The 21,922-nt window shown below is 28.4% G+C and carries 23 protein-coding genes; 8 read left to right on the top strand and 15 right to left on the bottom strand.

Annotation, left to right across the window (positions count from 1 at the left end; translation table 11 throughout):
• Nucleotides 1-33 precede the first annotated feature (33 nt).
• The 4 genes from MPAN_RS03840 to MPAN_RS03825 all read right to left on the bottom strand — a co-directional run bounded on the left by MPAN_RS03840 (nt 34) and on the right by MPAN_RS03825 (nt 1,890).
• Nucleotides 34-576: a nitroreductase family protein gene (locus MPAN_RS03840; RefSeq protein WP_176238697.1), complete on the bottom strand. Its 543-nt coding sequence runs from the start codon at nt 574-576 to the stop codon at nt 34-36.
• 94 nt (nt 577-670) lie between these two features.
• A complete protein-coding gene (locus MPAN_RS03835; protein WP_176238696.1) occupies nt 671-1,090 on the bottom strand; it encodes a hypothetical protein in 420 nt (139 codons plus the stop codon).
• A gap of 16 nt (nt 1,091-1,106) precedes the next feature.
• Nucleotides 1,107-1,550: a hypothetical protein gene (locus tag MPAN_RS03830; protein WP_176238695.1), complete on the bottom strand. Its 444-nt coding sequence runs from the start codon at nt 1,548-1,550 to the stop codon at nt 1,107-1,109.
• A gap of 106 nt (nt 1,551-1,656) precedes the next feature.
• Nucleotides 1,657-1,890 (bottom strand): hypothetical protein, encoded by a 234-nt coding sequence (locus MPAN_RS03825; RefSeq protein WP_176238694.1) that lies wholly within the window; start codon nt 1,888-1,890, stop codon nt 1,657-1,659.
• Between the two features lie 91 nt (nt 1,891-1,981).
• On the opposite strand from MPAN_RS03825, the gene MPAN_RS03820 reads away from it, so the two are divergent.
• Both MPAN_RS03820 and MPAN_RS03815 read left to right on the top strand, forming a co-directional pair.
• A complete protein-coding gene (locus MPAN_RS03820; protein WP_176238693.1) occupies nt 1,982-2,914 on the top strand; it encodes a hypothetical protein in 933 nt (310 codons plus the stop codon).
• Nucleotides 2,914-4,089 (top strand): class I SAM-dependent rRNA methyltransferase, encoded by a 1,176-nt coding sequence (locus tag MPAN_RS03815; RefSeq protein WP_176238692.1) that lies wholly within the window; start codon nt 2,914-2,916, stop codon nt 4,087-4,089. Before MPAN_RS03820 ends, MPAN_RS03815 begins: the two co-directional genes overlap by 1 nt.
• 27 nt (nt 4,090-4,116) lie before the next feature.
• Here MPAN_RS03815 and MPAN_RS03810 read toward each other — a convergent pair whose 3' ends face one another.
• Both MPAN_RS03810 and MPAN_RS03805 read right to left on the bottom strand, forming a co-directional pair.
• Nucleotides 4,117-4,644 (bottom strand): GNAT family N-acetyltransferase, encoded by a 528-nt coding sequence (locus MPAN_RS03810; RefSeq protein ID WP_176238691.1) that lies wholly within the window; start codon nt 4,642-4,644, stop codon nt 4,117-4,119.
• Nucleotides 4,641-5,240 carry a TetR/AcrR family transcriptional regulator gene (locus MPAN_RS03805; protein ID WP_176238690.1) on the bottom strand — a complete coding sequence of 200 codons (600 nt, stop codon included), beginning with the start codon at nt 5,238-5,240 and terminating at the stop codon, nt 4,641-4,643. The genes MPAN_RS03810 and MPAN_RS03805 overlap by 4 nt, the downstream gene beginning before the upstream one ends.
• A gap of 138 nt (nt 5,241-5,378) precedes the next feature.
• On the opposite strand from MPAN_RS03805, the gene MPAN_RS03800 reads away from it, so the two are divergent.
• Nucleotides 5,379-7,421 (top strand): efflux RND transporter permease subunit, encoded by a 2,043-nt coding sequence (locus tag MPAN_RS03800; RefSeq protein ID WP_176238689.1) that lies wholly within the window; start codon nt 5,379-5,381, stop codon nt 7,419-7,421.
• 39 nt (nt 7,422-7,460) lie between these two features.
• Here MPAN_RS03800 and MPAN_RS03795 read toward each other — a convergent pair whose 3' ends face one another.
• Nucleotides 7,461-9,944 (bottom strand): FAD-dependent oxidoreductase, encoded by a 2,484-nt coding sequence (locus tag MPAN_RS03795; RefSeq protein ID WP_176238688.1) that lies wholly within the window; start codon nt 9,942-9,944, stop codon nt 7,461-7,463.
• A 212-nt stretch (nt 9,945-10,156) separates the two neighbouring features.
• On the opposite strand from MPAN_RS03795, the gene pcp reads away from it, so the two are divergent.
• Together pcp and MPAN_RS03785 are read left to right on the top strand one after the other, a co-directional pair.
• Nucleotides 10,157-10,771 carry a pyroglutamyl-peptidase I gene (gene pcp, locus MPAN_RS03790; RefSeq protein WP_176238687.1) on the top strand — a complete coding sequence of 205 codons (615 nt, stop codon included), beginning with the start codon at nt 10,157-10,159 and terminating at the stop codon, nt 10,769-10,771.
• Nucleotides 10,768-12,165: an amidase family protein gene (locus MPAN_RS03785; protein WP_176238686.1), complete on the top strand. Its 1,398-nt coding sequence runs from the start codon at nt 10,768-10,770 to the stop codon at nt 12,163-12,165. The genes pcp and MPAN_RS03785 overlap by 4 nt, the downstream gene beginning before the upstream one ends.
• A 31-nt stretch (nt 12,166-12,196) precedes the next feature.
• Here MPAN_RS03785 and MPAN_RS03780 read toward each other — a convergent pair whose 3' ends face one another.
• A complete protein-coding gene (locus MPAN_RS03780; protein ID WP_176238685.1) occupies nt 12,197-12,499 on the bottom strand; it encodes a DUF2087 domain-containing protein in 303 nt (100 codons plus the stop codon).
• The gene (locus MPAN_RS03775) at nt 12,486-13,100 is read right to left on the bottom strand and encodes an alpha/beta hydrolase (protein WP_176238684.1); all 615 of its coding nucleotides are present in this window, start codon (nt 13,098-13,100) and stop codon (nt 12,486-12,488) included. The genes MPAN_RS03780 and MPAN_RS03775 overlap by 14 nt, the downstream gene beginning before the upstream one ends.
• A 243-nt stretch (nt 13,101-13,343) precedes the next feature.
• Here MPAN_RS03775 and MPAN_RS03770 point away from each other — a divergent pair, with 243 nt between their 5' ends.
• Nucleotides 13,344-14,624, top strand: a complete 1,281-nt coding sequence (locus tag MPAN_RS03770) for a hypothetical protein (RefSeq protein ID WP_176238683.1) — start codon at nt 13,344-13,346, stop codon at nt 14,622-14,624.
• On the top strand, nt 14,611-15,273 hold the full coding sequence (locus tag MPAN_RS03765; RefSeq protein WP_176238682.1) for a DUF6320 domain-containing protein: 663 nt from the start codon (nt 14,611-14,613) through the stop codon (nt 15,271-15,273). The genes MPAN_RS03770 and MPAN_RS03765 overlap by 14 nt, the downstream gene beginning before the upstream one ends.
• A 36-nt stretch (nt 15,274-15,309) precedes the next feature.
• Here the strand turns inward: MPAN_RS03765 and MPAN_RS03760 are convergent, their stop codons facing one another.
• Nucleotides 15,310-15,738 carry a CBS domain-containing protein gene (locus MPAN_RS03760; RefSeq protein ID WP_176238681.1) on the bottom strand — a complete coding sequence of 143 codons (429 nt, stop codon included), beginning with the start codon at nt 15,736-15,738 and terminating at the stop codon, nt 15,310-15,312.
• 217 nt (nt 15,739-15,955) lie between these two features.
• Here MPAN_RS03760 and MPAN_RS03755 point away from each other — a divergent pair, with 217 nt between their 5' ends.
• On the top strand, nt 15,956-16,636 hold the full coding sequence (locus MPAN_RS03755) for an SOS response-associated peptidase (RefSeq protein WP_176238680.1): 681 nt from the start codon (nt 15,956-15,958) through the stop codon (nt 16,634-16,636).
• Nucleotides 16,637-16,657: 21 nt separating this feature from the next.
• On the opposite strand, the gene MPAN_RS03750 is transcribed toward MPAN_RS03755, so the two are convergent.
• The 5 genes from MPAN_RS03750 to MPAN_RS03730 all read right to left on the bottom strand — a co-directional run bounded on the left by MPAN_RS03750 (nt 16,658) and on the right by MPAN_RS03730 (nt 21,807).
• A complete protein-coding gene (locus MPAN_RS03750) occupies nt 16,658-16,864 on the bottom strand; it encodes a hypothetical protein (protein WP_176238679.1) in 207 nt (68 codons plus the stop codon).
• Between the two features lie 96 nt (nt 16,865-16,960).
• Complete coding sequence (locus MPAN_RS03745; RefSeq protein WP_176238678.1) at nt 16,961-18,280, bottom strand: sodium/glutamate symporter family protein; 1,320 nt, start codon at nt 18,278-18,280, stop codon at nt 16,961-16,963.
• 49 nt (nt 18,281-18,329) lie between these two features.
• Nucleotides 18,330-19,463: a lysophospholipid acyltransferase family protein gene (locus MPAN_RS03740; protein ID WP_176238677.1), complete on the bottom strand. Its 1,134-nt coding sequence runs from the start codon at nt 19,461-19,463 to the stop codon at nt 18,330-18,332.
• Between the two features lie 119 nt (nt 19,464-19,582).
• Nucleotides 19,583-20,680 (bottom strand): alanine dehydrogenase, encoded by a 1,098-nt coding sequence (ald, locus tag MPAN_RS03735; protein ID WP_176238676.1) that lies wholly within the window; start codon nt 20,678-20,680, stop codon nt 19,583-19,585.
• Nucleotides 20,681-20,745: 65 nt separating this feature from the next.
• Nucleotides 20,746-21,807 carry an NUDIX domain-containing protein gene (locus MPAN_RS03730; protein WP_231756813.1) on the bottom strand — a complete coding sequence of 354 codons (1,062 nt, stop codon included), beginning with the start codon at nt 21,805-21,807 and terminating at the stop codon, nt 20,746-20,748.
• Between the last annotated feature and the right edge of the window lie 115 nt (nt 21,808-21,922).

Below are 21,922 nucleotides of genomic sequence, written 5' to 3'. Positions count from 1 at the left end.
CATCAGTTTTTTTATAGATTATTTCTTTTTTAATTATTTATAATAACTTAATAATTCTGCAGCTGGTGTTCTTCTCTTAGCTGCACTATTTTTATCTGCATATCCTACCATTACAAGTGCAGAAACAATTTCTCTTGGATTAACACCTAATATAGATTTAAATAAATCTGTTTTAATAAAAAGTGGTGTTTTTAAGTGCGTTGATAATCCTTTTTCATTTGCAAGCAATAAAAAGTTTTGAATAAGCATTGCATTGGCTTGTAAGTCTTCAATCTCATCATCATAATCTAGAGATAAAGGCATTAAAAATGCAATTATTGTTGGAGCTTTAAATATTTTATCTATTTGCTTCTCAATATCTTCTACATGATCTTTAGGTAGTTGCTCTAAATATCTTGTTTTTAATACTTCTTTTTGTTTACCATCAATGATAATAAATCTCCACGGTTCTCTCATTTTATGATTTGGCACATAAAGACTTGTATCTAATAATTCTTCTATTAATGATCTTTGAACTTCTTGATCTAAATAAGTTTTTTGACTGACTCTCGTTTTAATAAGATTTGTTAGTGTCATGATATCATCTCCTTGATTTCATGATACAACTAAACAGACAAAATCTCAATGAATAAGCAAAAAGATGAAATAACAATTCCATCTTTAGTATATTTTATATAATTTGTTTTTGGTATTTGGTTTTTGGTCCAGTTTTTTCAAAAAAGTGAATCCTAATTTTGTTTATTGTGTATGCAAAGAATAAATATATAATAAATATGATTGATACATTAAAAGTACTCGAATTAATAAACATTAAAATCAATGTAGTTAAAGTTCCTAGTATAAGTCCAATTTCTAAATAAGATGAAGTGTTTTTCCCGAGAAACTCAGTTCTCTTAATTTTATTAGACTCAATAATAAAAATAAGACTGATAAATAATAGACATCCAATAAAAGCTCCCATTTCTAGCAACTTTATGTATTCAACTTTTAATAAATGATTTTCAAATAAGACTTGAATCCAATTTTTTATATCCATGCCTATATTTGCTATAAATATATTTATATCTTTTATAATTTCTATGTTTTTCATAAGCACCTCTGTGTAATTAAAGTATGTATAAAATAGTTTCAATGGTATAAGTAAACATAATTGCATAAAGAATTCCAGAAATAAAGCTCAATGAATATTCTATATATATAACTTTTTCTATATTATCATCTAAATATTTCTTGTAGATTGTATTTCTAAACAATAATAAAACTAAGATACATATAATCCCAATGATGACAAATAAAGTTTCTCTAACAAAAGGATTAGGCTCAAATAAAGTTAATTGAGTTTTCATAAATGAGTTTAAAATTAAACTAATCCACCATGACAAAGCTAGAACAATAGTTGTTTTAGATAGAAACAATGTTACGGTCTTATGTAAATCTTCACTTTCACTGTATTGATGGTGTATTAACTGAATTCTACATTTGGCAGCACTAAAAAAGATATAGAAGGTTAGTATAATTGTTATAGATATCATGATAACTCCAAATATCATCTTTTACGCTCCTTGTCGTCTTTTTGCATTACATTGTTTGTAAATATAGCACAATGAAGCCTATTTTTTAGTTAAAATTATGATATAATACTAGAGAGAGATTATATTAAAGACTTTGAACTTCTATTGTTTCTGGTAAACCAGAGTTTTTAAATCCTTGAACTGAATCAAAATTTCTTTTGCTTGCTCTAAGTTCTACAACTTCGTACCATTCAGGTTGTCCAGAATTTTCAAAATCAAGTGAAATATCTTTTTGTGAATTATTACTCATAGAAAGACCAAATGCTAAACCCATAACCAAAACAACAATAATTAATGTAACTTTTACTAATTTTTTCATAGTGAAACCTCCGTTTTCTTTTATTTTATGCTAAAAATGACACATTGAACAGGGCGTATATGTCCGATTTGGAAAAAAGGTGACTTTTTTTATGAAATCTAACACACTTTGCATCTACATTGAGCGATTAAGAATTGCTCGCCATATTTCTCAAGAAACATTTTTACATGAAATTGTTTCAATTAGGCAATATCGAAGATACCTGAAAGGTGAATCCGATATTCCTTTTAGTGTTATCTCTCAGCTTACGACAAGATTAGGTATGAAAACTGATACTATTTTAAGAGAATTTGAAGTCGCTAAAATTGAAGAAACAAGTAAAATGAATAATCTTTACAATTTAGCTGTAAATTATGATCATAAAAAATTTTCAGAATTAGCTAAAACAATATCCATTGATCACATTATTGAACCAACTAACGTTTTACTTTATAAACATAGTATCATGCTTAATAACTATTACAGTCGAAAAATTTCTGTAGAACAAATGAGACAAATGAGTAAAGAACTAGTTAATTATCCTTTTGTTTTAGAGCAAGGTGTCTTAAACACAATGGAGCTACTAATTCTTACATTCTTAATTGATGTACTTCCTACCGAAGATCAAACTAAAATCATTGAAAAAATAACTGAATATTTAAATGATTCCAGAGTCATCGTTAGTGGTGGGAATGAAAAAGTTTTAACCTTAATTCTTGCACGACTTGCAAAAAATTCAGGTATTCTAGAATCTTATGATCAAGTTATTAAATTTTGTAATTTAGCGATAAACAGAAATAAATCTCTAATTTCTTTTTATATCATGGATTATCTTTATTACTATAAATCCTTAGCCTATTATAAATTAGGAGATCAAAAAAAGTTTGAAGAATCTTTAACTAAATGTTTTAATATACTCGAGTTTGAAGGCAACGAAACTAAAACTAAGAAATTTATTAATTTAATAAATGATGATTATAATATTGATTTCCAAAACTATATTTTAGATTTATATGCCAAAAGAAGAATTGAAGGAAAAAAATAATGGATTTTTGTAAAATATTTTTACAACCAAAAGAAGATATAAGAATTAGGCAAGGTCATCCTTGGGTATATGGTAATGAAATTGACCATATAGAAGGTATTATCAAAAGTGGCGAAATCGCTTATGTTTATGCTTATAATAACGAGTTTATAGGTAAAGGCTTTTTAAATACTACTTCTAAAATATTTGTTCGTATATTATCACGTGATATTGATGAAGTTATTGATGAAGAATTTTTTAAACAAAAAATAAAACTTTCAAATCAATCTAGATTAGATTTAGGATTTAAAAATAGTTATCGTGTTTTATTTGGTGAATCCGATGGTATACCTGGATTCATTGTAGATAAATATGATGCATATTTATCCATTCAAATCTTATCACTAGGTATAGATTTAAGAAAAGATATGTTTATTAATATTTTAGTTGAATTATTTAATCCAAAAGGGATATTTGAACGTAGTGATGTATCTGTTAGAAAAAAAGAAGGTCTTGAACTATTTAAAGGTGTTGTATACGGTGAAGTTCCAGAACAAATTATCATTAAAGAAAATGAATTGTTAATGGAAATTGATATCATTAATGGGCAAAAAACTGGTACATTTTTAGATCAACAAGAAAATCACAATGCTTTAAAACCATATGTTTCTGGTAAAACCGTCCTAGATTGTTTTTCTCATATCGGTGGATTTGGTTTACATGCTGCATATCACCATGCAAAGGAAGTTACTTGTCTTGATATCTCTGAACATGCTGTAAGTCAAATAGAAAAAAACGCTAAATTAAATAATTTATCACAAGTTAAAGCCTATAAAGCAAATGTATTTGACCAATTAAGAGCTTATCATGAAGAAAACAAAACATTTGATGTCGTTATTCTTGATCCACCTGCTTTTGCAAAAAAACGCAATGATATTAAAAAAGCCTATAAAGGATATAAAGATATCAATTTACAAGCTTTAAAAATTATTGAACCTGAGGGATATTTAGTTTCATGTTCATGTTCACATTATATGGATCAAACATTGTTTATTGAAATGCTTGCTGATGCATCACATGATGCAAAAAGAATTACTCAAATGATTGATTTTAGAATTCAATCAAAGGACCATCCAGCTTTATTAGGATCCGATGAATCATTGTATCTTAAATGTGTCACATTAAAAGTAAAATAGAAAATCTTAAAGATTTTCTATTTTTTTTTATAATCTTTTACCATATTCTAATCTTACTTCTTTTCTTTGTATATCCTCATTTGTATAAGCTAGTGTATTTAAACCTACAAAATGCAATCCTTGTTTTTCATAAAACATAATTGCTGGATCATTACAGGATTGGACTTCTAAAATTAGTGCTCTTGCATCCATTGAACGTGCAATATGCTCTATATGCTCAAATAGTGCTGTGCCAAAGCCTTCTTTACGATGTCTTTTTGAAACATAGAGATTCCAGACACGATAAACATTATGCCATGATTCAATTGAGCCTTCAATAACTGCGATTAATTTTCTTCTCTCAAAAACTCCAAAAACTCTGGGTTGTTCAATATGATCTTCAAATAAATTCATTGTAAAGGATTTTTGTTGTTTTTTAAATGTTTTTTTTCGTTTTATCGTTAAATTAATATTTTTTGATTTTTTGATTTTAATCTGATGATATGCTTTTGTCATATATGAAACCTCAATTTCATAGCCTTTGTAGGTTTCTTTTTGAAGTTCAACTATTTTCATGTATGCTCAACCATCTTAACTAATTGTTTTACATAAAATCTTCTAAATTCTGGGTCTTTAAAAGTTTCAATTGGTGAATGATCTTTGTTATTTATCTCAGAAATTTGTATAAATAATGGAATACTAAATGAAGAAAATAATATCATATAACGTGCAGTTAATTCTTTTGTGTTTTCTGTCGTAAATGATGATTTTAAATTTTTATAAACCATTTGAGTAAACTCATTTTCTGTAAAGAATGTCTTAACAAGTGCATTAGAAGATTCTGATTGAAGTTCCTTTGTTAAAAACAAGTAATTTAGCACACCTATATTTTCAATCGCAAAGTTATAAACATAAGTAACTATTTTTTCTAAAAATGGTTCTATTTCCATGTCGTTCTCATTAATAAGTTTAATAATATCTACTTTTAAAGTCTCAACCACTTCATCCATTACAGTTAATAGTAATTTTTCTTTACTCCCAAAATGATAATTAACAGCTGCAATATTCATGTAACAAGCTTCTGCTATATCTTTTATCGTAATATGTGTGTTTGTTTGCATAAGTATCTTAGTATGATCTATAATTTTTCTTTTAATATCTTGATTTTTCATTATTATTACCTCTTTAAATTAGATTTCAAATATGATTTTAAACATAGTTTCATATCTTATTTATACCATAAAATAGGTATAATTAAAATAGGTATTTCAAATATTCATTTAAAATTGCTATTGGGAGGCTTAAAAGTAATGAAAAAAAGAATATATATATTAATTTTTATAGGTGTTATTTCACTTGTTAGTGCTTTTCTTATACCACAGGTTAAGACAAATTATGATTTAACAAAGTACCTTCCTAAAGACTCATCTACAATTCAAGGACTAAATGTTTTAGAAGATGAATTTGGTATTCATAGCTATGTTGAAATGCAAGTTAATGATATAAGTGTTGATCAAGTTCTTATCATTAAATCACAAATACTAAATATAGAGCATGTTGAAAAAGTTATTTGGCTTGATGACTATGTAGACTTAACATTAGTTCCTATAGCTTTTATAGATGACGCTGTTCTATCAAATTTTTATGTAGATAATAGTGCTCTTCTGCAAATTTCTATAGATCTCAATAATTATGATGTTGTTATAGAAGATGTTATCGATCATATACGAAGTGTAGCTTCTGATTATGAATATGCATTTAGAGGCGAAGCAATTAAAAATATAGAAAATAGAGTCATTGCAGACCAAGAAGTTTTAAAAATACTATTATTAATAATTCCAATTGTTATTTTGATTCTATTGATAGCTTCAAAATCTTGGATTGAACCTGTTATATTACTCATAAGCTTAGGTATCGCAGTTGTTTTAAATCTTGGAACAAATATATTTTTACCCGATGTTTCCTATATAACTAAAACAATGGCCCTTGCTTTACAACTAGCCTTATCATTAGATTATGGTTTATTTTTAGTCCATAGGTACTATGAAGAAAGGGAAACTACAGAATCACCTTCAGTAGCTGTTAAAAATGCTTTTAAGCGATCATTTCCTGCAATAACAGCTTCAGCATTGACAACGATAGCTGGATTCCTCTCAATTCTATTTATGAAATATACAATTGGTTTTGATATTGGTATTGTCCTATCAAAAGGTATTTTACTAAGTTATTTAACAACACTTATAGTAACACCTATATTAATCTTATTAATGTATAAACTAATTGATAAAACAAAACATAAACCTTTAATTCATTCATCTAAAAAATATATTCCTTTTTTAATGAAACTTAAATATCCACTATTTATACTCTTTATTGTATTAACAGTTGGATCTGTTGTATTATCAAATAAGACTGATTATATTTACGGCAATAATACATCATTTGGACCAGATAGACAAATAACCCTAGATGAGAATATGATAACTGATACTTTTGGATCTTACCAACAAATCGTTATACTTATACCAAATGGAGATGTTTTAAAAGAGGTTGCACTTGCGACCCAATTAGCAAATAATACAAACATTACAAGTGTTCAAACATTAGTAACAACCGTAGATCCAAGTATTCCTAGAGATTTTATTCCAGATGATGTTAAAGCTCAATTTATAGGGCAAAATTACACTCGATTTATTATTTATACAACTGTTAGAGAAGAAAGTGAACTCTTGTATCAATTTCAAGATGAATTAGTAGATATAGTCTCATCACAATATGATGATTACTATATGGTTGGTATGCATCAAGCGACAGCTAATATCAAAGATTTAATTACATCAGATACACTAATGATTACATTTGCATCTATGATAGCAATATTCATCATATTACTCATTACTTTTAGATCGTTTGTCATTCCAATTATTTTAGTATTATTAATACAATCTGCAATTTGGATGAATCTCTCTGTTTTATACTTACAGGGTGTAAGTACAATCTATATTGGATATTTAGTTGTAATGGCTATCCAGCTTGGAGCAACTATTGATTACGCAGTTCTTATGACCAATCGATATGTGAATTACAGGAAGTCATTTGAACCATTTGAGGCTATTGACAAATCATATCAAAAAAGTTTTATAACCATTATGATTTCAGCATCTGTTTTAGCTGCTGCAGGATTTATAGAAGGTGGATTTTCAAACATATCTTCAGTCCAAGAAATAGGGTTTTTACTAGGTAAAGGAACACTTATTTCATTCATTTATATCTTATTATTCTTACCTGTTTTATTAATTTTGTTAGATAAGTTTCTATATTTCAAACATAAAAAAATAAAGCAGAAAAATTAAATTAATAAAAAAGAAAAGCGCTCTATTGAGCGCTTTTTATTATATAAATAAGTTGTGGTTTGAATCAGCAGTATCTCCTAAATAAGTAGCTACACCAGCAATTTCAATACCTTCAATTAACTCTTCTTCTTTAATACCCATGATATCCATACTCATTGCACATGCTGTAACTTTTACACCCATGTCCATTGCAGTTTTCATAAGAATTTGAAGAGAATCAACATTTTTCTTCTTCATAATACTTTTAATCATTTTTGCTCCCATGCCACCCATATTCATATTAGAAATAGGAAGTTTTTCTGTTCCTCTAGGCATCATTTTTCCAAACATTTTTTCAATGAATGATTTTTTAACTTTAACTCTCTTAGGTTTTCTTAAAATATTAAGTCCCCAGAATGTAAAGAATAATGAAACGTCTTTGCCCATTGATTTAGCACCATTTGCAATAATAAATGCTGCAATTGCTTTATCTAAATCTTGAGAGAATACAACGATTGTTGAGCCATTTTTTGTTTCTTTTACTTCAATACCCTTTTGAACATTTTTAAGTGTTCCTTTTTGGATATGTGCAGTAATGATCTTATCTTCTTTTTGTACATTTAATAATGTATTTCCTGTTTTATCTGACCATGATTTAATATCTCTCATAAATCCTGGATCAGTTGCTTTAACTTCTAAAATATTGCCATCTTCTACTTCTTGCATTGCTTTATAAACTTGGACAATTGGACCTGGACATTGTAAGCCACATGCGTCAATAGATAATGTTACTTTAGCATCATTGACAACTGGTATTGCTTCTTCTTGTTTAACTTTATCAACAACTGGAATACCAAGGTCATCTGTTAACATGAAACAAATTTCTGATCCTTCATGATCAAAGACACAACTATAAGATTTAAAACCACCATCTAAGTTCTTAGCGTTAAATCCTTTTTGAGTTAAAATTCTAGTAGCAGTATATCCTCTTGTACCAACAGCACAATATACATATATTTGTCTATCTTTAGGAATTTCATCTAATCTATCTCTTAATTGAGTTAATGGGATATTTACTGAACCTGGAAGATATTCTAAAATATATTCTGGTTCTTCACGAACATCAAGAATATAACTTCCTTTAGAAGCAAGTTCTTGAATATCTTGCCATGTGATAACTTCTACTAAACCATTTAATATATTTTCAGCAACAAAGCCTACCATATTAATTGGATCTTTAGCAGATGAGAATGGTGGGGCATAAGCAAGATCAAGATTCTTTAAATCAGTAACCTTCATTTTTGCATATATTGCAGTTGATAAAATATCAATACGTTTATCAACACCATCATCTCCACCAATAGCTTGTGCTCCATAGATTTCTTGTGTTTCAGGATTAAATAAAACCTTCATCGAAATAACAGATGATCCAGGATAATAACTTGCATGATTTGTTGGATGAATATGTATTGCCTTATATGGCATATTTAAATGTTTTAATGTTCTTTCATTTACACCTGTAGATGCAACAGTAATATCAAATATTTTTGCTGCTGATGTTGCAATTGTTCCTTGATATGCTTCAGTCATGCCTGATATATGATTTGCAACAAATCTACCTTGCTTATTAGCAGGACCAGCCAATGCAGCTGACATTGATTCATGTGTCACCATGTTTTCTATCTCAATAACATCACCAATTGCATAAATGTTTTTATCTGAAGTTAATAAATTTTTATCAACTTTAATTGATCCACGTTTTGTTAATTCTAAATCAGCTTTTTTAGCTAAGAAATTATCTGGTCTAACACCGATTGCAAAAATAATCATATCTGTCATGATCGTTAATCCAGTTGATAATACAACTTTCTTACCTTCTTGTTCAAATGATTTAACACCATCATTTAAAACTAAACCAACACCGTTTTCTACAATCTTTTGATGAATGATTTGAGCCATTTCGTAATCGAACATCCCCATCACTTGAGGAGCCATTTCAATTAGTGTAACATTGAGTCCTAAATGATGTAAATTTTCCATCATTTCTACACCAATAAATCCACCACCAATAACAACTGCTTTTTTAGGTTTATTTTCTTTAATAAACTCTATAATCGTGTCCATATCTGGAATATTTCTTAATGTGAATAAATTTTTTGCATCATTGATTCCAGGAACAGGTGGCTTAATTGGTTGACTACCAGTTGAAATAACCAATTTATCATATGTTTCTTCATATGATTTGCCATCATTAATGTTTTTAACAACGACTTTCTTATTTTTCTTATCTATATCAATAACTTCTGTAAAATTTCTTATATCTATATTAAATTTATTGTGCATATCTTCTATTGTTTGTACAATTAAACTATCTCTTGATGTGATTACATTACCAATATGATATGGAAGTCCACAGTTTGCAAATGATATAAACTCACCACGTTCGAATAAAATGATCTCTGCGGATTCATCTAATCTTCTTAAGCGTGCTGCAGTCGTAGCGCCACCTGCAACGCCACCAATAATAATTATTTTTTTGTTCATATGTCATACCTCCGACCTTTTGTATATTACGCTTATTGGTCCCAAAAGTCAATAAATATACTAATAATTTCAACATTTTTTTATATTCTTTATTTTTTCTATAAATTGAGTTAATTCTTAACGAAATTCAGGCTATAAAATCAGCTATTTATTATAAATAAATCAACCATATTTTTAAAATTATGATAAACTAAAGTTAGAGGTAAATATATATGAAAACTATATTATTAACTGGGTTTACTCCTTTCGGTGGTGAATCTATGAATCCTTCATATGAATGTCTAAAGAATATTGAAGACAACATCCTAGGATATCGAATCATAAAAAAAGAAATTGAGACTTCTTTTTTAAATTCACATCAGCAATTATTATCCTATTTAGATCAATATAAACCTGATGCAGTTATTTTAGTTGGTCAAGCAGGCGGAGCAAAAGCCATAAGAATCGAAAGGATTGCAATTAATATCCAAGATGCTAGCATTGAAGATAATCTTGGAAATATGCCTATAGATCATCCAATCATAGAATCTGCACCTACAGCATATTTTTCTAGTCTTCCAATACGAAAAATAGTTGATAATTTAATGGATGCTGGCATACCTACTGTTTTATCATATTGTGCTGGTACATTTGTTTGTAATCACCTTTTATTCAATTTGCTACATTACATATCTCAAAAAGAAATACATATACCTGTTGGCTTTATACACGTTCCCTATGTGTTTTCACAAGTAACTGATAAACCAGATATGTATGCGACTGATCTTGATTCTCTTACAAAAGCTATTCAAATTATCATAAAAACAGTCATTAAGGAGTCCTTATGAAAGATTACACTGTTAAAACATTAATTGAAAAAATCAATGCAAAAGAACTATCAATTCATGAGATATCTAATTACTATTTAAATCGTATTAAGATTTATGATGGTTATCTTAATTCCATATCTGAGATTAATCCAGATATAAATCAAATAATTGATGAATTAGAACAAAAAAAGCAAAAAAGCAAACTACATGGCATTCCTATTGTAATTAAAGATAATATCCAAACAAAAGATCATATGCATACAACTGCAAATAGTTATGCATTAAAAGATTTTCTTGCCCCATTTGATGCAACTATAGTAAAAAAACTAAGAGATGCTGGTATGCTCTTACTTGGAAAAACAAATCTATCAGAATTCGCATATTTTATGAGTAATGATGATATGCCTAGTGGATATGGTTCATTGCATGGTCAAGTCAAACACCCTTATGATGAAAAAATCAATCCCCTTGGGTCATCTACAGGTTCTGCTGTAAGTGTTGCAGCTGATCTTATACCAATATCAATTGGAACAGAAACAAATGGTTCTTTAATGGCACCCGCATATAAAAACAGTATTACTTCTATCAAACCTTCTCTTGGCTTTGTATCAAGATATGGTATCATTCCTATCTCTCAATTTCAAGATACACCAGGACCCATGGCAAAGACTGTTGAAGACTGTGCACTTTTACTTGATGTTATCTATGGTTATGATTCACAAGATCAAGCAACTGAAATTTGTAAATCATATAAACCATCATTTTATGAAGCAACAAAAAAATCTATAAAAGATAAAAAAATTGCTGTCCTAAATTATATCTATAAAGATTTCACATATTCAAAAGAGGAACAAGATATTCTAAATGAAGCCAAAGCATTATTAACATCTCTAGGAGCAAAAGTCATTGAACTAGATTTTGAGCTTGACGATTTAAATAATGAAGAAACCTTACTCATAGAATTTAAACATGATATCAATAATTATTTTAGTTCATTAAAAGAATCTTGTTCTATAAACTCTTTAGAAGACTTAATAAGTTTTAATAATAAACATGCCAAACGTTGTTTAGTTCATGGTCAGTCTATATTTGAAGCTGCTCAAAAAACAAGTGGTGATTTAAATGATTCATATTATAAAGCCATTAAAGCAGAACAAATGAAGAAAGCTAAAAAGTTAGAGAATATGTTAATAGCTCATCAAATAGATGCCGCTGTTTCTACAATGAGAAACTCATATGCGCCTATTTATGGCAATCCTACAATCTCTGTTCCAGCAAAAGCTTTAAATGACTTAAATCCTATATCATTGGTCTTCTTTGGAAAGAAATATGATGATGAAACTTTAATAACTATAACACATCAATATGAGAAACACACACATTATCGAATACCACCAAAATTAAAAGGTTGAGAATTTCTCAACCTTTTTTATTTTTATTAAATTAAATCTCTTTTCTATCTTCTACCCAATATAATTTACCATTATCTAATCGACCTAAAAATTTATAATCCACTAAATATCTTCTTATAATAACATAATCGTTATAAACTGGTTTTAAAATATCATTAATTTCGCTTTCATTATACTTCATCTTTTGATCGAAAAGTTGAATAATCAATTGAAGTAAAATAACTTTTTGTTTTTCTTTTTTTGGAAAAACTTTTAATTTTAAAGGAGATATAGATTCGACATATCTTTTTACAGCTTCTTCTTTATCAATTTCTGATATATCAAACTTCATCATACATAACATTCCCTTCGTACCATGATTTTGCTGCTAAAACTTCTTCTTTACTTAATTGGTGTCCATAGTCAGTCCAAAAAACTTCTACGATAGCATTTGCACTTTGAAACATCTGTGTAAGTTCTTGAACTTCATGTTGTGGCATCATTTGATCGTAATGTCCTGCACCAATAAATATTTCTGTTTGATGTAAATCTGCTAATTCTAAATCTCTAATAGGAACCATCGGATGAAATAATATTGCCTTTTTAAATGCTTTTTCATAGTGAAATAAAATAGAGGCAGCTATATTTGCACCATTTGAATATCCTACTACAACAACTTTAGATCGATTAAATTTATACTTTCTTGAACAATCATCAATAAAATCTCTTAAATTATGGGTTTCTTCTACTAAACTTTCATAATCAAAAACTGTCATCGATTTTCTTTTGTAAAATCGAGGCATTCCATATTCTAACACAGCACCTCTTATACTTAAGATGTTAGCTTGAGGATCAATTAAATTACCTATAGATAGTAAATCGTGTTCATTACCACCTGTACCATGCAACAACAATAATGTATGATCATTTTGTCCTTTTTTAAAAATATGTACCATATCTTACCTCCATCGTGATTTAAAGTTATACTATAAAATCATATGTGATGTTCTTAAGATGTCTACTATTAACTGTATTTTACCATTATAATGTAAAAAATATAATTTTTTTTTGAAATCTATAAAAATATACATACAACCCTTTATATCAATGCTTAATTGTTGCTTTTGAATGAAATAAATTTGAAATAAGTGTATAATAAATATAGACATATAACATTATAAACCAGGATGTGATATAGATTGAAAAAAAGAAAATATTGGTATAAACTTGATAATGCGGGAAAAATTTTTCCAGCAGTCTCAAAAGATGATAGAAGCAATGTTTTTCGCTTATCTTTTTATCTAGATGAAATAATCGATACAGATATATTAGAACAAGCCGTCAATAAAATCTTACCTAGATTCGAAACTTTTGCAGTTCAAATGAAAAACGGGTTATTTTGGAACTACTTTGCGGAAAATCAAAGATATTTTAAAGTTGAGGAAGAACCTGCTCAAATATGTAAGTATTTTAAAGCAATTAGAAATAGTGGATACATGTTTAAGGTTTACTATTTGAAAAATAAAATAACTTTAGAAACTTTCCATGCGATATCAGATGGTACAGGGGCACTACATTTCCTAAAATCCATTGTTTTTCAGTATTTTAAATTGCGTGGCTTTAAAATGGACCATGAACATTTAATCTTAAGTGAATTACCTTATTCTAAAAAAGAGAGTGAGGATAATTTCGTATCTAATTATGACAAAGATAACAAACTAAATCTCAAAGAGGAAAGTGCTTATCATATAACCGGTGAACACTTCCATCATCATTGGGTTCTACTTTATAAAATTAAGGTTGATACTAAAGCACTTATTGATCTTGTAAAAAATAAATATCATGCTACAATCACTCAATATGTAACAGCTTTATTAGCTTATAGTATATTTAAAGAATCTGTTGATTTTGTTGGTCACAAAAAACCTTTAAAAATATTTATTCCTGTAAATTTAAGACCTTATTTTGATTCAATTACTTTAAGAAATTTTTCGCTTTTTATCAAATCAACTTTTGATAGCAAGAAAAATGATTGGACTTTTGAAGAAATGCTTGACCTTGTAAAAACACAATTTGCAGATCAACTTGATAAAACGAAACTTCATGGAAGAATTAATGCACTTGTTGGTTTTGAAAAAAACTTTTTAATAAGAGTTTTACCTCTACTATTAAAACAAATTGCATTTAAAATTGGATACAATATATTAGGAGAACGTATTAATAGTTGTTCAATATCAAATTTAGGTATCTGTAGCCTTCCAAAAGATATGGAAGATAAGATTTTAGATGCTGATTTTATCAATGCTGGCTATGGACTCGCAATGACTTTAATATCATTAAAAAATGAAACGAATATAATCTTAACGACACCTCTTAAAGATCTAAGCATTATCAATTATATCACTCAAATGCTTATAAAAGATGGTCTAGATATTACTGTCGATACCAATTATAAGGAGGCATATGATGAGATATTGTAAAACATGTCATATTCATTATGATACTGACTTAGATCATTGTTTACTTTGTGATGGTGAACTTGAAATACCCGCAGATGATCAGTCTGTATACAAATTTAAGGATATAACTAAAAAACCACGATCAAACTTTTACTATAGATTATTTATCTTCTTAAATATAATGAGTATATTAACAACAATTACACTTGATTATATGAGTGGACAAAACCTATCATGGTCATTGATTGTATTAGTTACCAATATATATTCAATCATTATGTTATTGACTTTAGGTAATCCAACATTTTGGGTTTCTAAATTCACAAAAACGATTGTTTTTACAATTTCTATGGTCGTTTTATTAGGACTTGCCATCAGAGATCATACCTGGGCAGTAGATATTGTATTTCCCTTAGCAGTTTCAACTACAATGCTTATTTTAACCATTTTAATCTTTTCAAATCGAAAGAAATGGTTTGATTACTTTGCGTCACTATTCATTATTACAATTATTGGTTTAGTACCTGGTTTATTAATATTATTTAATGTTCTTACCATTACTTGGCCATCACTTGTGACTTTCATTTATGCAATATTAACACTTTTAGGCTTAATATTTTTACCTTCTAAAAGTTCTCGTGAAGAATTTAAAAGACGATTCCATATTTGATCGTCTTTTTTTTACATAAAAAAAACTGATATATAATCAGCTTTCTTCACGTGTTATTTGTGTTTTTATATTCATTTTATCGATCATGTAATTGAATATATCTTTTCTTGTAATAATACCTATAAATGCACCATAATCATCTAAAACAGGAACAAAATTTTGTTTTGTTGAGATATCAATGATGTCTTCCATATTTGTTTGAATCTTAACAGATACATTATTCTTGTTTCTTGGAACTTCTGATATTGATATATGTTCAGTTTTATCAAAATCAATCTCGTGATCTTTTATATACCATAAAAGATCTCCTTCGCTTAAAGTACCTACATAATCTCCATTTCTATTTAGAACTGGAATTGCACTATAACGGTAAATTTGCATTTTTTCTAATGCTTGTCTTATAGTTGAGTCACTAAAGATGTACGCAACTTTTTCTTTAGGTGTTAAACAAAATAGTATGTTCATAAAGACTCCTTAGTATATGATTATCCTTGATATTTTTATAAGTAGCGCAGTGAAAATAAGCATCTAAAAGATACATTTATTCACTTCTTACTTATGCATAACATCAGGATGGCTTTTATACTTTCATTATAGCACAAAATATGAATTTAAAACATTACAACACAATGAAAAATAAATATGTTAAAATATAGTAAAACATAATTAATTGAGGTATATAATGTGCGGTAGGTTTACAATCACTTTAACTAAAGAAGATTTTATAAATTACTTGTCAAAATATGAGGATATCAGCATAAATCTTGATGATTTTAACATGCCTAATTATAATGTTGCACCTAGTGAGAACATTATAGCTATGATATATCATAATAAGCAATATAGAGTAGGTCCTATAATATGGGGATTCATCCCATCTTATGCTAAAGATATGAAAGTCGGATTTAATATGATTAACGCAAGATCAGAAACTTTATTAGAAAAAAAAGCTTTTAAAGATGCATTTAAATCTAATAGATGTGTCATTTTTGCTGATAGTTTTTACGAATGGAAAAAGATTAATGGAAAAAAAGTACCCGTACGTATCCAGTTGAAAGATCAGGAAGTGTTCGCATTTGCTGGTTTATGGAGTCCTTATAAAGATAAAGAAAAGACTGTCTATACAGCAACAATCATTACAACGAAAGCTAATGATTTTATGGCAAATATTCATGATCGTATGCCAGTGATTTTAAAACAACACGAAATTAAAGCTTGGCTTGATTCAACAACTCTAGACCACACTTTATATTTAAAACCATATCCATCAGAATTCATGAAATCCTATGAAGTATCCTTACATGTTAATCATGCAACACATAAAGATCAATCATGCATCAATCCAATAAAAAACACCTACTAAAGGTGTTTTTTATTTTAACTTCTATAAAATTATAGCTATGATAGCAATCCCAATCACAATAAACAACATGATTGAATCTAATAAAGAAGTGTTTTCTGACATGAATTGACGACTAACTTCTTCTTGCTTTAAAGAATCTATCAAATTCTCATCTTCAATCACTAATCTAGACTGAGTATTATCCCAATTATCATTGATTGCATCAAACTTTTTTCTGTAGGTTAACATATATATCACCTTCTAATATCATTATACCACTACTTAAATTAAATGCACTCAAAATGCAAAAAAAGCATTTCTTTTATAAAATGCTTTTTTTTATGATTAAATGTTTACGCCTCTTTTTCCTCTTATAAGAAGAATAATAGCAAATATTAATGTATATAACAAACACCCAACAAGTGCAACAATCGTCCATAATCCTTCATTAGCTGTACCATATGTCAGAGAAGGAATAAATAGAATAGCAAATAATGGAAGCGCCATAGAAATTGCGGTTCCTGAACCAAGTACCATCTCTTCAGCAACTGGTGTTTCTAATTCTGGATCAACACCCTTTAAAAGTGCAAGACCTGTGGATGCAACTCCAGTTAACATACCAAATAATCCAATAAAATATTGGTCTTGATATTCAGGATATACTCTTTTTGTCATGAATCTCAAATATAACATAGTAGCTACTCCTGCTAATATAGCAGTTGTAATTAATTGAATACCATATGATGATAAGAAATCCAATGTAATTGTTAATACAGCTCCTGCAATCATGATATTAAATGCAATCGATGTAATATTAGACAACATATAGTTATTTGTCATAAATTTAATGTTTTTACCCTTTTTCTCTATTGCTTTTAATAATTGTTTGTAAAGTAGTGCATACATTATACCTATGATAAAATTAAATCCTTTTAATAAACCAAATATTGTTTCACCAATGTTCCCCAAATTAGCTAAAGCTAAATTTGCTAAAACAAGTGTCAAATATACTAGTCCATAAATGATTGCAATAATGATTGCTTGGGTAGTTAAGCCATCAAGCAAACTGATTTCTTTTACAGTATCTATTTCAATAGTTTCTTTACCAACAGCAACTTCATTATAATTCTTTGGTTTTGCGAAACCCTTTTTTCTACTCATCACATTGATGATTAAAACACCAATGGTTCCACCAAAAACAAATCCTAAGAATGCATATGAAACACCTAATGTTGCCCCATTACCTAAAAGCATATCATTCCACATATTACCTATAGATAATGCAAGTCCTGGTCCTTGACCAAAACCTAACGCGACTAACATACCACTACCTACAAATTTATCACTAAATAATGTTAGTACTAATATAATACCAATAGCAGCTTGCATCGCATATGTTGAAGTAATTAACATACCAGTAGACCATATTTTTTTCTTTATTTTGCTGTCGCTTCTCTTTAAAGCTAGTGAAATAAATCCAATAGCTAAAGCATGATATACGATATATCCCATATATTCAACATCAATAAATGTATTTTCACCGATGATGATTGGTGCAAATACTAAAGAAATAATAAGTCCAATCAACCCTCCTAATAAAGATGTTGGAATAACAACTTTATTTAAACCTGGCACCCATGTTTTTAAGATTTTCGCAAAAAACATTAATACCCCTATTAGTAAAAAATAAATAATTATCGGCCACTCTTGCATTTTAAATGTCTCCTTTATGTAAATTTATAGTGTCCAAAAACAACATTGGATCTTTCATTTTGATCATATATGTATTATCTTCATAATCAAATGATAATATATTTTTTTGAGTTAATACTAATCCATTAATTTTTTCAACATCAAATGGTTTTTGTATGTATTTGTTTGATAAAATTAATTGTTTATCATCTAAAAAAGCTTTTACTTGGCCAATTTTCTTTCTGCCACCCTTAGATAACTCTATTTGATAAAACTTTCCACTTGATTCATATACCCTATTCTTCTCTTGAGACTTTAAAACTCTCTTTTGAATATGATCCCATTCAATCAAATTATCAAAACTTAATCCTTCTAATAAATGATATTCATTAATGTGTGCCAAATGCCCGCATTTATCACAATATATATCGTTTTTATGTGTGTGTAATGTTTGAATACTTTCACATTTAGGACAAACATAAATATATTGTTCTAATCCAATGGCTTTTTTAGGAAAACGATACTTTATCTGCATTTTTTTATTCCACTCATAATCATTATACTGAAGTGCATCTTTTATGGTTTCTGAAAGTTCGTTTAGTTCCATTTGATCAATTTGAGCTTTTGTTAATAAAGTATAGTAGTGCACATGAAACTCTGGTCTTCCTCTTCTTTTGCCCCATCTTGGTTTTGCAAAATAACCACCATCTATTTTAGCAACTACCAAGTCATGGCTTATTTTTTTAACAATCTTAGCTGTACTCATGTAATCTGTAGGCGTTTGTTCACCAAAAAACGATGAGTTGCCTTCAGGGAAAATCATAATACTGTTCTTATCTTTGTTAAATGCATTTAAAATAAGTCGAATGGTTTGAATATCTGATTGACCTTTTCTTTTAGGAATAGATTTAATGATTTTATTTAAACCAAATTTCATGAGCTTATTTGTGTATAAAATGTTACTAGTTACTGGATATGGATATTTTTTAATATTCATAGCAACATATAAGGGATCATGAAGTGATGCATGGTTTGAAATTAAAAAAAATGGTTCTTTTCTGCGTTTATCAAAGTCTGTATATGTGAATTTTAATTTGTATTGTAAGTGAAAAAGTATTTTCACTCCTAGTCTTGCAACCTCTACTTTTATGCTCATAAATTTCTCCTTATGTGTCATATTATACGCTATTTGATTTGAAATTCCAAATATTAAATTTTAAAGAAAAAGGGAGATGTATTATCCCCCTTTATATTTTATAATTTTAAATATAATTTTTATAATTTTAGATAAGGTAAATTAAATGCTTCTGCTACTCCAGGACACGTAATTTCACCATTATAGACGTTTATACCTAACTTTAAAGCTCTTGAACGATTCAGTGCCATATCAAGTCCAAGATCTGCAATCATTAGCCCGTATGGAAGCGTTGCGTTAGTTAATGCCTTTGTAGATGTCATTGGTACTGCACCTGGCATATTAGCCACTGTATAATGAATAATGCCATCAACTTCATATATTGGATTATCATGATATGTTGGTTTACTTACTTCTGTTGATCCACCTTGGTCAATAGCGACATCGACAATCACACTACCTGGTTTCATATCTTTATAATAAGCACGTTTAATTAATTTAGGTGCTTTAGCCCCTGGAAGTAATACTGCTCCGATGACTAAATCAGCTCTTTTAATTGCAAGTTCTAAATTTTCTTTTGAACTGTAAAGTGTTTGAATTGTATTTGAATAAATATCATCTAAGTATGTAAGTTTTCTTAAATTGATATCTAGTATGGTTACATCAGCACCCATACCAACTAACATTTTAAGTGCATTTTCACCTACAACACCAGCACCTACGATAGTAGCTTTTGCTCTTTCAACACCTGGTACACCAGAGATTAAGATTCCACTACCACCAAATGGTTTTTCTAAGAATTTAGCGCCTTGAATTGCACTAAGTCTACCAGCAACTTCACTCATTGGTTTCAAACAAGGAAGTGTGCCATCTTCTTCAATCGTTTCATATGCAATGGATTGTGTTTTCGCTTTTAAAAGTGCATATGTTAGATCTTCATTTGCCGCAAGATGTAGATATGTATATAAAATTAATCCTTCACGTAAGAACTTAAATTCTGGTTCAAGGGGTTCTTTAACTTTAATAAGCATTTCAACTTTTTTCCAAACTTCATCAGCAGTTTTTAAAATAGTTGCTCCTGCGTCCACATATTCTTGATCCGGGAATCCAGAATTTATACCTGCACCTTTTTCAACATAAACTTCATGTCCATGTGAAACATACTCTTTAACACTACCTGGTGTTAATCCAACTCTAAACTCTAAGTTTTTAATCTCTTTGACAGTCCCAATTATCATGATTTTCTCCCTTTATTGGTTTTTGATTATTTCTACAATATCATGATAACACAAAAGCGCTTACATTAGCATGCTTTTTTTGTATTTTTTGTATATTTTTCATAATCTTTTATGATTATTTGCTTGATTCTTATTTCATCATCCAATAAATCTCTTAATCTCTTTAATCCTTCAACATTTTTCTTTGAATCAAGCCATAGTTTTAGATAACCATTTCTTCCATATTTTTCTTGTAGATGATCATATGATCTTTTTATATGTTCTTCTTTTGAAATGTTTGGATAATGAGATAAACCAAATAAAACAGTTCTTGAAATAATAATTTCTGGAATAATATCTCTGTCAGCTTCAGCAATGATTTTACCGTAAATTGATCTAGGTTCCTGTTCATGTGAAGCACGGTGATCTTCTATAGCTTCTTTCATGATTTTTATATCTGATTTAGCAAAGTATTTATTTATCATGTCATCTTCTTCTAAATATTTACCACCTGTTATATGATGAAAATCTCTACCATACAAATTTCCTATATCGTGATAAAAAGCGATAACATAAACTAAATCTAGTCTTATGTTCATAATAGTTGAAGCAATTTCTAATGATGTTTTTAAAACTTGGTGAACATGGTCGTTTTGATGAGCTTTATCAAATTGCTTATATATTGGAAGAATTGTCTCATATAAGTAACTAACTAAATTAATATCAAGTTGATATTCTACATGAGTTTGAAATTGTTTAATTATATTTAAAAATACATCCTTACCATGTTGATACGAAAGATGATTTATAATTTGATTTTCTTCAACCCATAATAATTTAGCTATTTCTTTGTCTTGTTTACTTAATATAGATGAAGTAGGAGTTGCTAAAAAATAAACAACTTCTTTATCTATTTTTCCATCAATCATATACTTATCAGTAGCATTAATATCATCAAAAATAAAAACGTCAAGATTAGTTTCTTCTTTAACTTCTCTTAATGCTGTTTCTATTTCGTTTTCATTTAATTCTACATGACCTTTTGGAAAACCAATATAATCGCCATGTTTTTGATGAATCAATAAAAACAACCTCTTATTTTGGCTATATTTATATATAATACAACCGCATGATTTTTCTTTTTTCACAAACATCAGCTCCTAAAATAAAGTATATCATATTATTTATAACAACTTCAATTTTAACCTAAATTAAGGTTATTATTTGTTGATAAAAACGCTATCATCATGTATAATAATATTA

The sequence above is a fragment of the Mariniplasma anaerobium genome, from assembly GCF_016865445.1.
Lineage (GTDB): Bacteria > Bacillota_I > Bacilli_A > Acholeplasmatales > Acholeplasmataceae > Mariniplasma > Mariniplasma anaerobium.
This window is presented reverse-complemented; position numbering and strand designations above follow the sequence as displayed.